Here is a 9,899-nt window from a genome sequence, read left to right on the forward strand (position 1 = left end):
CGACCGCGGGCGTCGACGTGCTTAGCGCCTCCGCGGGCGGCACCGTCGGCGCGCTCTCCGTCTCGCCGAACGCGACGAACGTCGTTCCGGGCCGCGTCGACGCCGGCGTCGACGTCCGCGACGTCGAGACCGAATCGATGGACGCGATCGTTTCGGCCGCTCGCGAGTCGCTCGCCCGACTGGAGCGCGAACGGGGCGTCGACACCGCCTTCGACCGCCCCTTCGACGTGGCGCCCACGCCGATGAGCGAGCGCCTCCGAGAGGCCGCCCACGCCGCCGCGGCAGACGCCGACCGAGCCGCGCTCGACCTCCACTCCGGCGCGGCGCACGACGCGATGCGCGTCGCCCGCGTCACCGACGCCTCCCTCCTGTTCGCGCCCTCGCGAGACGGGATCTCGCACAGCCCCCGCGAGTGGACCGACTGGGAGGACTGCGCGGCCGCGACCGAGGTACTGTCGGGGGCGATAGCGCGGGTCGCGGTCGACGGGGAGTAGCCGACACCCCGATACCCGCGGGCGACTCGCCGGCGAGCCGTGAGACCGGGCGGGCGTCACAACCGTTTTGCCGGTTGGCCGCGACCCACAAGCGTGAGACAGCCACTCGCGCTCGGCGCCGTCGCGCTCGGCGCCGTCGCCGCCGTCGCCGGCACGCTCGTTGGGACGACGGGCGTCCTCGGCGGCTGGCCCGACTTGGTGGGCTACCCCGCGACGCTCGTCGTCGGCCGGGCGCTGCTCGTCGGCGCGGTTGGGGCGCTGCTGTACGGGTCGTACCTCCTCGCGGTCGGTATCCTGATGCGGTCCTCGAACAAGCGGCGCGCGTATAACACGCGCAACCTCCTGCGGCTCGTCTTCGGTTTCGTGGGGACGGTCGCGACGCTCGCGGTGTTGACCGAGAACTGGCTCGGACTCCTGTTCTCGCTCGGAGTGATCGGCTTCGCGATCACGTTCGCGCTCCAGCAGCCACTCCTGTCGCTCATAGCGTGGGTGTACATCACCGTGAAACAGCCGTACGGCGTCGGTGATCGGGTCCGGATCGACGACGCGAAGGGAGACGTTATCGGGGTCGATTTTCTCGTGACGACGCTGTGGGAGATCAACGGCGAGCTGGTCACCACCAATCAGCCCTCCGGACGAGTGGTGACGGTGCCCAACAGCGTCGTGCTCTCCTCGAACGTCGTCAACTTCGGCGGGGGCGGCTCCCCTTACGTGTGGAACGAGATCGGGATTCAGGTCGCCTACGAGACCGACCTCGACTTCGCTCGCGAGGTCATGGCCGAAGAGGCGAGCGACCTCCTCGGCGACGAGATGGCCGCCGGCATCGCGGCGTACCGGGAGGCGCTCGCCGAGACGCCGGTGGAACTGGAGGTGTACGATCGGCCGACGGTGAACGTGACGCAGGGCGAGTCGTGGATGGAGCTCCGCGTCCGGTACCTCACCCATCCGCGTCGGGGACAGCGGGTGAAAAACGAACTGTACGAGCGGATCCTCGACCGCTTCAACGACGCACCGGACCGAGTGGCGTTCCCGGTGAGTCGGAGCCGGTAGCGCGGCGCCAGTCGGAAGGTAGCCTCGTTCCTGCATAGTTTATATATCACGAATATGTGAGCGTCGTCGAGTCACCGATTGTGACGTAGACCTGATAAATCGGAGACGACCGTCTAAGCGACTGTTGAGGCGTTTCACCGAGAGATATGATAACTTAACACACAGTATATTTATATACTCTGGCGACTTACTATTGGTTAACGAATCGGCGCGCCCGGCATCAGTATTTCAGTCGGGAGTTCGATCGGAGAGAACCTATGACAGAGACACGCACGCGCGACTACGGCGGAGAATCGGAACGAGAGCGAACGAGCAGAAACCGAGCGGCAGAGGCAGAGACGGAGTCCGACGAGTCGGAGTCGGCCGCGGCGGAGCGGACCACGACCTGCCCCGAGTGCGGCGGGAGCCTCATCAGCGACACGGAGCACGGTGAGACGGTGTGTGACGACTGCGGGCTCGTCGTCGAACAGGACTCGGTGGACCGCGGGCCGGAGTGGCGCGCGTTCAACTCCGGCGAGCGCGACAGCAAGTCCCGCGTCGGGGCCCCGACGACGAACATGATGCACGATAAGGGGCTCTCGACGAACATCGGCTGGCAGGACAAAGACGCCTACGGCAAGTCGCTGTCCAGCCGCCAGCGCGAGAAGATGCAGCGGCTCCGCACCTGGAACGAGCGGTTCCGCACCCGCGACTCCAAGGAACGGAACCTGAAACAGGCGCTCGGCGAGATCGACCGCATGGCCTCGGCGCTCGGCCTCCCGGACAACGTCCGCGAGACCGCCTCCGTCATCTACCGCCGCGCGCTGAGCGAGAACCTTCTCCCCGGCCGCTCGATCGAGGGCGTCGCGACCGCGTCGCTGTACGCGGCCGCCCGGCAGGTGGGGAACCCGCGGAGCCTCGACGAGTTCACCGCCGTCTCCCGCGTCGAGAAGATGGAGCTCACACGGACGTACCGCTACGTCATCCGCGAACTGGGGCTGCGAGTCCAGCCGGCGGACCCCGAGAGCTACGTCCCGCGGTTCGTCTCGCGGCTGGAGCTCTCGGAGGAGACACAGCGACAGGCCCGCGAACTCCTCGAGGGCGCGAAGGAGACCGGCATCACGAGCGGGAAGTCCCCGGTCGGGCTCGCCGCGTCCGCAGTGTACGCGGCCGCGCTCCTCTCGAACGAAAAGGTGACCCAGAGCGAGGTATCGGCGGTCGCCGATATCAGCGAGGTCACCATTCGGAACCGATACAAGGAGCTCCTCGAAGCGAGCGAGGGACTGGCGGCCTAACCGTCACCGTTCGACGCCGTCTCTCCGCGGCGACCGCTCTCGTTCGGTGCGTTCTCTCCGAGACATCTTTTCTGCGTCGGCGTCGCTCGGATCCTCTTCGCACGTACGTTTTTAACCCAGCCGAATGTACGGTCTGTCATGGTCGATGCGTTCGTCAGACTTGTCTGTCCGGAGTGTACTAAGGAGTGGCAGGACAACCCCGCGGATCTTCAAGATCTCCGCTCAAACTTCAGCTGTCCCGAGTGCCACGCGACCCGTCGGCTGACGGAGTTTATGCGGACCGAGCGGGATCTCGAAGCCGTCGAACAATTCCAGTGAGTCGCACCGTCGGAGGCGAGCGGCGCCGGAGTCGTGAGACTCACGCGACGGTTCCTCGCGTCCGAAGCCTTCGAAGCTGACCGAGGCTCGGCGCGATATCCTCCCGTCTCGAAGCCCTGCGACGAGCACGGGTTGGTGAAACCTTCCCGATCGATAACCCAAAAACCTCCGTCTGTGCCCCGAAAACGCCGAATACGCGAACTACCCATGGTAACGTGACTCAAGATAATAATATAAACCTCCGGTAGCAAAGGGCTGTTACTCATGAAGAAGCAGGAGCTCATCCATCTTCACGGCCTTCTTGCGGAGGTACGAAAACAGTGCGAGTTCTGGGACGAGGATGTCGATCTCGAGGCCTACGAGGAGCTGGGTGTAAAGCCGACATCGATTCATAAGTCGAAAACAGACCACAAAGCGGCCGTTTTCAAGCTGACTGAGGGAATTACCGAGCCGATGGACGAGTCCGAATCGGAGCCGCTGGCCCCGACCGCAGACTGAGACTTCACTTCCGTTGTCGACCGTTCGTTAGCAGCCTAGTCTCCACGCCGTTCTCAGCGAGTCGCCTACGCTTCGTCCGCGCTCTCTGGCTCTTCGTCCGTCTCGATCTCCTCGACATCGAGCACTGTCAAGGGGATGTTCCGGAGTCGTTGGCCGATCTCCTTGCGCGCGACCCGGCTGGCGTGTTCGGTGCGCTCGACGTTGAACACGTCCATTCGGAGTTCGAGGGCGACGAGCGCCTCGTCGGCGGCGACGAACGCCGGCGGCAGCTCCTCGCCCGCGGGTGACGTGCGGCTTCCGGTGTCGATCTCGACGTAACTGAGGTCCGGATTCAGCATCTCGCCGGTCTTCGAGATCGCGATCCGGACGGCTTCGTCGGCGGTCCCGACGTCGTACACGGGGACGGCGGCCTCCACGACGACTCGGCAGTCCATCACGGTGGCACGTACCACACGAGCGAGTATGAAACTTCGGCCGACAGGTCGGGGAGGGGAACAACGACCGCGCGCGCGACAGTCCCGGTCTACTCGCCGCCCGCTCGAAGGTAGTAGAACACGTACGTCTGAGCGTATCCGGCGTACTTGCCGCCGAAGCGCTCGCGGATCGCACGCGACGTCTCGACGTAGTTACCGCGCTCGCAGTCGGGGTAGTACTCCTCGATGGTCGTCCGGATCCAAGTGTCGAGCGGCACCGCTTCGAGGAAGCCGAGCGAGAACAGCAGCACGCAGTCGGCGACCTTCTCCCCGACGCCGACGAATCGCGTCAGCGACTCGCGCGCCTCCTCGTACTGGAGGTCCGCGGCCGCCAGCGGGTCCGCCTCGCCCGACGCGACCAGCTCGGCCGTCCGCTGGACGTAGGGCGCGCGGTAGCCCAGCGAGAGGTCGCGAAGCTCGTTCTCCGTTCGGGCGGCGAGCTGATCGGGCGTCGGGAACGCGTGGTATCCCTCCCCGTCGAGCTCGACGACATCGCCGTACGTCTCGCGGAGGCGGCGCTGCATCCCGTGGATCCGCGCGACGCGCATCTGCGCCGAGCAGATGAAAGAGATCAGACACGGGAACACCGGGTCGCGGGTGAGCCGCATTCCCTCGTACGCGTCGTACGCCCGTTCGAGAAGCGGGAGGTCGGGCGTCGCGCCGAGGATCGCGTCGAGGTCGTCGTCGAGCCGGAACAGGTGTTCGACGAGCGGAGCGGCGTCGGTCGCCGACTCCCAGTGCAGGGTCCCGTCGTGTACTCCGCCCTCCTGTCTGACGCGCAGAGGGACACGCTCGTCGACGACGCCGGAGATCGGAGCGACGACCGTCTGGTACCACTCGTCGCCACCGCGGGCGTGGAGATCCGCGTAGGTCTCGCCGTCGGCGCGGTTCCAGAGATAGCTCTGGCCGCTCTCGACGGTCGCCTGCAGGTCGAACGGGCCGGCCAGATCCGCGAGATCGATCGCGCCTCGTTCCATTACGGATCCGCTGGGGGCGCAGCCGTATTCGGATTTCGATACCGGTGAGGCGATGCGAAATCGACGGCACACCCCGGTCGCCGGCAACTCCCACGGGCGAAGCGGGGTTTTTGGCCCGTCGGCACGTAGCGACGGTATGCCGACGTACCGCCGGACGACCCGCGTTCCAGCCCCCATCGACGAAGTGTGGGCCTTCCACTCCACGATCGACGGCCTTCGGGCGCTCACGCCCGACTGGATGAACCTCCGTATCGCCGGCGTCGAGGGACCGGACGGGGAGCCGGACCCGGCGGTGCTCGCCGAGGGGTCTCGGATACGAATGTCGATGCGACCGCTCGGCGTCGGGCCCAGACAGCGGTGGGTCTCCCGGATCGTAGAGCGGGAGCCCGACGGCGACGCGCCGGTCGGAGAGAGCGCGCACTTCGTCGACGACATGGTCGGCGGCCCTTTCCGACGGTGGGAACACACCCACGCCTTCTACGCCGACGGCGAAGAGACGCTCCTCGTCGACTCCGTGTCGTACCGGCTCCCCCTAGGCCCCCTCGGCGATCTCGCCGGGCCGTTCGCGAAGGTGGGATTCGAGGGCATGTTCCGCGACCGACACCGACGGACGATCGCCCGGTTCGAACCGTAGGTGTCGCGAGAACGGGGCGATTCGAGGTCAGGCAGGGGCAGTCGCCGGCTCCGTCTCAAAAGAGAGTTCAAACACCGCGCCGCCGTCGTTGCGCACGTCGAGCTCCCAGCCGTGGGCGTCGACAATCCGGTCGACGATGGCGAGCCCGAGCCCGGAGCTCCCCGCGGTCGAGAACCCCGATTCGAACAGCGCATCGCACGCGTCGGGTGGAACCCCCGGTCCATCGTCGGCGACGTACATTCCTCCCAGCCCCGAACTGCCGTCCCCAACCCCGACCTCAACGCTGACGCCCCTCCCGCCGTGGTCGACGGCGTTTCGGAAGAGGTTCTCGAGCAACTGTCGCAGGCGGCCGGGATCGGCCTCCACGTGGCCGACATCGTCGGCGATCGTCAGCGTCGCTTCCGGCGCCTGAACGGAGCTCCAGGCGTCCTCGGCCATCGCCGCTACCGGGACGGACTCCGTCTCGTCGATCGCATCGCCGCGCTTCGCCAGCATGAGAAGGTCGTCGATGAGCGTCTCCATTCGGAGCACCGCGCGCTCCATCGCCTCGTACTTCGGGCGCGCGACGTCGTCCTCGACGAGGTCGAGGTAGCCGGAGAGGACGTTGAGCGGGTTCCGGAGGTCGTGCGAGACGACCGCGCTGAACTGTTCGAGCCGCTCCGTCTGGCGGCGTAGTTCGAGGCGGCGCTCGTTCCGCGCTATGGTGTGGGCGATCAGATCGCCGAACGTGCGGTACGCGGAGACCTCTTCTTCGGTCCACGCGCGCGGGTCGTCGGTCTCGAACGCGAGGACGCCGCTCAGCTCCCAGTCGGTGACGAGCGGGACGTGAACCGTCGCCGGCCGGGTGTCGGTACCTCCGATCGGAAGCGCTCTGTCGTCCGCCGGCATCACCCCATCGGCGTCCGCGTGCATCCCGCCCGATTTCTCCGAAGCTATTGGCGGACGAGCAACGTTCTCGAAGGTAGAAAGTCCATCGGGGTCAGGGAACTCCGAGAAGGATCGCGGGGCAGGGTCGCACTCTCCGGACGCCCAGTGATACGCCGGCTCGAACGCGCCCTCGTCCTCCAAGTAACAGACGATCCGATCGACCGCGACCTGCTGGCCGACGTTCTCCATCGTCCAAGCGATCTTCGTCCCGACCTCGTCCGATCTGGTGCTCATCAGGGTGGTTCCGGCGTCTAACAACACCTCTCGGAGCTGTGCGACATCGCCCTCGCCGAGCCGCGTCAACTCGTGGTCCACGGCGTCTCGCAGGCGCTCGACGAGCGGATCGGTCTCGCCTTCCTCGCATGCAGTCCCCGACCGATTGTTCGGTTCGATGGAGACGACATCGTCCACGTCTGCGTCGAGAACGGCGCGAAGCGTTTCGATCTCCGGATCTTCGACGACGACGATGACGGGAGCGGTCTCGGGCGTTGCCCTGAGGTGATCCCGGACGGCGTTCGACGCGAGCGCGTCGACCGTGGCGACGACTCCGCAGGCGTCATCCAACGGCGACGGACTCTCGTCGGCGACGGTCTCCAGCGCTGTCGGCGCAAGCGCCTCGTAGCCCGGCGAGCGAGAGCCGCTCCACGCGGCCTCGATCGCGTCCGCGACGCGGTCACGTACGTTCGTGTCGTCGCCCACGTAGGCGACGACGGAACGACGGTGCATACCATGAGATGTGGGTTCCCGTATTTCAACGTTAACTCCCGAGTATCGGTCGTGAGAACGTTAGTTCGTCGTCCCCGTCGACGTCAGCGCGATCCCGGCAAGGACGACGCCGCCGCCGACGAGCGTGACGGGAGTCGGCGCCTCGGCGAGGAGGATGAACGCGAGCAGCGTCGCGCCGACCGGTTCGCCGAGCAAGGAGACGGACGCCACGCTCGATTCGACGTGTGCCAGCGCCCAGTTGAGAACAGTGTGGCCGAGCAGCCCCGGGCCGAGCGCGAGGCCCGCGAAGAGCGCCCACTCGCGGGGCGGGTAGCCCGCGAGAGAGTGCCCCTCCGCAAGCACGACGAGGAGCAGCGTCACGGTACAGACGCCGTAAACGACGACCACGTACGGGACGAGCGAGACGCGCTGCCTGAGGGATCGCCCGGCGAGGACGTAGCCGGCCGCGGTCACGGCGCCGAACAGCGCCAGTCCGTTTCCGTAGAGTGGTCGAGGACCAACGAGTACCCCGCCGAGGAGGTCGCCGACGGACATCGCGACCATTCCCGCGACCGCGACCGCGATACCGGCGACCATCCGTCGCGTCACGCGCTCTCTGAGGAGCAGCCACGCACCGAGCGCGACGAACACCGGCTGCGCCTGGACGAGCGTGACGCTCGCCGCGACGCTCGTCCACTCCAAGCTCTCGAACCACGCGGCGAAGTGGAGTGCGAGCGCGACGCCCGACAGCGCCGCCATCGCGAGGTCGCGTCGCCCGATGCGGGCGAACTCGGCCCGATTGCGCCAGATCGCGACCGGAAGCAGCGGCAGCGTCGTGAACAGGACGCGGTAGAACGCGGCCACCGAGCTCGGTGCCTCGCTGAGCCTGACGAGGATCGCTCCGGCGCTCACGGCGACGACCGCGGTCGCGAGGGCGGCCGCCGGCGGGATCCGCGGGTCGGTCGACATCGGTCCGTCGGTCGGTTCCGGCGCCCCCCGCTTACCGGTTTCGAGACGGAGCGGTGCGTCCGACTCCCTCCCGACGGAGATTTGCGACTCCGGTTCGAACGGGGACGTATGTGCGCAGACACGTTCGGCGTGGGAATCCACCTCACCGAGGAGGAACTCCAGTTCGTCGTTCACGTCCCGTCGGACGTCGATTCCGGGTGGACGGACCCCGAAGCGTTCCAGTCCCTCGTCGCCGAGACGGTCTGGGACCTGCTCGATCAACAGACCGTTCTCGGGACGGTCGCCGACCGGTTCGAAGCGGGGGAGACGGTCACGCTCGGCACAGTTACCCTCGAACCGGACGGGACTGTCGTCGACCACGAGCTCGACGCACCGGGCGCGGAATCAGGCAGTTAGACGCGGCGGACCGGGCGGTTGATCGCCTCCATCGCTCAGGTATCGCCGGTCGCCGCCGACTCTCCGGTCGCGCCGGTCCCACCCGACGAAGCCGCGAGGACGGCCTCAATCACCCACATCCGGTCGGGGTCGTAGGCGGTGAGGTCGTACCGCGTCGAGCCGACGGTCTCGCCCCACGTGTCAAGCACGCCCAGCCGGACGAGCCCCGACAGCGCCGCGCCGAGCGTCCGCGGCGTCGTCTCCGGGTCGGAAAGCGCGGCGTGTACCTGCCGCGACTGCGGGTAGTTCCGCGTACAGCGCTCTATCCCCTCGCGCGCCTCCGACCAGTGACGACGGACGTACCCGAACGTCGTCGGGTCGTCCCGCCGGAGTCGGTCGAGAGCTCCGGCGACGGGGTGATCGACGCGCCCTGCGACGTCGGTCGGATCGAAGAGCGACCTGACGGCGGCGGCCACCTCTGAACGATACGAACAGCCGACGACCACGTCGTCGACGAGACCGCGCAGCGCCGCGACGAACGAGCGGGTCGCAGCGACGTCCCGGTCGGTGAGCACCGACGCAATATCGTCGACGATAACGGACGGCGTCTCGCCCTCGACATCGGCGACGTGCGACGAAACGGCGTCAATCACGCGATCGAGATCCGCGGACGCGTCGAGGGTCGTGTACGCGAGTCGCCCTCCCGGGACGATCTGCGTCGTCGCCGTCGCTCCGCGGGTGGTGTCGCTCGCGGAGACGATCGCCTCTCGGGCCGGACCTGATCCGAGCGAACTGCGCCACCCGCGACGCCACTCCTCGACCCCGGTCTCGAACAGCACCGAAATCACCCGCTCCGGCGGGGTTCCGTCACGCACCGGCGGCTGTCCGGCCGCGGACAACCGCACCGTGATGTCGTGGTTAGAATCCGCCGGAACAGCCATCGATGGCGTTAGCTTCAGCGACAAAATTGATAAACTTATGGGTGGGAGCCTCAATATTGAAATTCGGATACAGCGCGGTCGCGCGGCGCTGTAACACGGCGTCGAAACCCAGCTGTGGAGTGTCACACCGCGACAACACACCAAACCACGCCCGCGGACCGCTCGCGCTACTCGTCGAAAAATGAAATTGTGTGGGGCAATCGCCCCGTATGAATGGGTAGGCGGCGAACCGCGGTTCCCAGAGGATCGCTCACTCCAGTACTT

The 9,899-nt window shown here is 67.0% G+C and carries 12 protein-coding genes; 7 read left to right on the forward strand and 5 right to left on the reverse strand.

Annotated elements, in window-relative coordinates:
• The 5 genes from OQF71_RS12230 to OQF71_RS12250 all read left to right on the forward strand — a co-directional run.
• Positions 1-494, forward strand: a 494-nt coding sequence (locus OQF71_RS12230; protein WP_280588000.1) for a M20/M25/M40 family metallo-hydrolase, incomplete at its 5' end; no start/stop codon positions are given.
• Positions 495-587: 93 nt separating this feature from the next.
• On the forward strand, positions 588-1,544 hold the full coding sequence (locus OQF71_RS12235; protein WP_280588001.1) for a mechanosensitive ion channel domain-containing protein: 957 nt from the start codon (positions 588-590) through the stop codon (positions 1,542-1,544).
• Between the two features lie 257 nt (positions 1,545-1,801).
• Positions 1,802-2,818: a transcription initiation factor IIB gene (locus OQF71_RS12240; RefSeq protein ID WP_280588002.1), complete on the forward strand. Its 1,017-nt coding sequence runs from the start codon at positions 1,802-1,804 to the stop codon at positions 2,816-2,818.
• 138 nt (positions 2,819-2,956) lie between these two features.
• Positions 2,957-3,136, forward strand: a complete 180-nt coding sequence (locus tag OQF71_RS12245; RefSeq protein WP_280588003.1) for a hypothetical protein — start codon at positions 2,957-2,959, stop codon at positions 3,134-3,136.
• A gap of 264 nt (positions 3,137-3,400) precedes the next feature.
• Entirely contained in the window at positions 3,401-3,634 is a 234-nt protein-coding gene (locus OQF71_RS12250; RefSeq protein WP_267663448.1) for a UPF0058 family protein, read from the forward strand.
• A gap of 65 nt (positions 3,635-3,699) precedes the next feature.
• Here OQF71_RS12250 and OQF71_RS12255 read toward each other — a convergent pair whose 3' ends face one another.
• Positions 3,700-4,068 carry a DUF555 domain-containing protein gene (locus OQF71_RS12255; protein ID WP_280588004.1) on the reverse strand — a complete coding sequence of 123 codons (369 nt, stop codon included), beginning with the start codon at positions 4,066-4,068 and terminating at the stop codon, positions 3,700-3,702.
• A gap of 89 nt (positions 4,069-4,157) precedes the next feature.
• Positions 4,158-5,084 (reverse strand): DNA-3-methyladenine glycosylase, encoded by a 927-nt coding sequence (locus OQF71_RS12260; protein WP_280588005.1) that lies wholly within the window; start codon positions 5,082-5,084, stop codon positions 4,158-4,160.
• A 136-nt stretch (positions 5,085-5,220) separates the two neighbouring features.
• On the opposite strand from OQF71_RS12260, the gene OQF71_RS12265 reads away from it, so the two are divergent.
• Entirely contained in the window at positions 5,221-5,718 is a 498-nt protein-coding gene (locus OQF71_RS12265; RefSeq protein ID WP_280588006.1) for an SRPBCC family protein, read from the forward strand.
• Between the two features lie 27 nt (positions 5,719-5,745).
• On the opposite strand, the gene OQF71_RS12270 is transcribed toward OQF71_RS12265, so the two are convergent.
• Positions 5,746-7,371, reverse strand: coding sequence for an ATP-binding protein (locus OQF71_RS12270; RefSeq protein WP_280588007.1), 1,626 nt, complete (start codon positions 7,369-7,371; stop codon positions 5,746-5,748).
• Between the two features lie 60 nt (positions 7,372-7,431).
• The gene (locus OQF71_RS12275) at positions 7,432-8,319 is read right to left on the reverse strand and encodes a DMT family transporter (protein ID WP_280588008.1); all 888 of its coding nucleotides are present in this window, start codon (positions 8,317-8,319) and stop codon (positions 7,432-7,434) included.
• 108 nt (positions 8,320-8,427) lie between these two features.
• Here OQF71_RS12275 and OQF71_RS12280 point away from each other — a divergent pair, with 108 nt between their 5' ends.
• Entirely contained in the window at positions 8,428-8,715 is a 288-nt protein-coding gene (locus OQF71_RS12280; protein ID WP_280588009.1) for a hypothetical protein, read from the forward strand.
• Positions 8,716-8,750: 35 nt separating this feature from the next.
• Here OQF71_RS12280 and OQF71_RS12285 read toward each other — a convergent pair whose 3' ends face one another.
• Positions 8,751-9,635: a hypothetical protein gene (locus tag OQF71_RS12285; protein WP_280588010.1), complete on the reverse strand. Its 885-nt coding sequence runs from the start codon at positions 9,633-9,635 to the stop codon at positions 8,751-8,753.
• Between the last annotated feature and the right edge of the window lie 264 nt (positions 9,636-9,899).

It is taken from the genome of Halorubrum sp. Boch-26 (genome assembly GCF_029889805.1).
GTDB lineage: Archaea > Halobacteriota > Halobacteria > Halobacteriales > Haloferacaceae > Halorubrum.

Coding starts and splice junctions, on each gene's coding strand:
- OQF71_RS12240 (WP_280588002.1), top strand. CDS start 1,802: ATGACAGAGACACGCACGCGCGACTACGGCGGAGAATCGGAACGAGAG.
- OQF71_RS12245 (WP_280588003.1), top strand. CDS start 2,957: ATGGTCGATGCGTTCGTCAGACTTGTCTGTCCGGAGTGTACTAAGGAG.
- OQF71_RS12250 (WP_267663448.1), top strand. CDS start 3,401: ATGAAGAAGCAGGAGCTCATCCATCTTCACGGCCTTCTTGCGGAGGTA.
- OQF71_RS12255 (WP_280588004.1), bottom strand. CDS start 4,068: ATGGACTGCCGAGTCGTCGTGGAGGCCGCCGTCCCCGTGTACGACGTC.
- OQF71_RS12260 (WP_280588005.1), bottom strand. CDS start 5,084: ATGGAACGAGGCGCGATCGATCTCGCGGATCTGGCCGGCCCGTTCGAC.
- OQF71_RS12265 (WP_280588006.1), top strand. CDS start 5,221: ATGCCGACGTACCGCCGGACGACCCGCGTTCCAGCCCCCATCGACGAA.
- OQF71_RS12270 (WP_280588007.1), bottom strand. CDS start 7,371: ATGCACCGTCGTTCCGTCGTCGCCTACGTGGGCGACGACACGAACGTA.
- OQF71_RS12275 (WP_280588008.1), bottom strand. CDS start 8,319: ATGTCGACCGACCCGCGGATCCCGCCGGCGGCCGCCCTCGCGACCGCG.
- OQF71_RS12280 (WP_280588009.1), top strand. CDS start 8,428: ATGTGCGCAGACACGTTCGGCGTGGGAATCCACCTCACCGAGGAGGAA.
- OQF71_RS12285 (WP_280588010.1), bottom strand. CDS start 9,635: ATGGCTGTTCCGGCGGATTCTAACCACGACATCACGGTGCGGTTGTCC.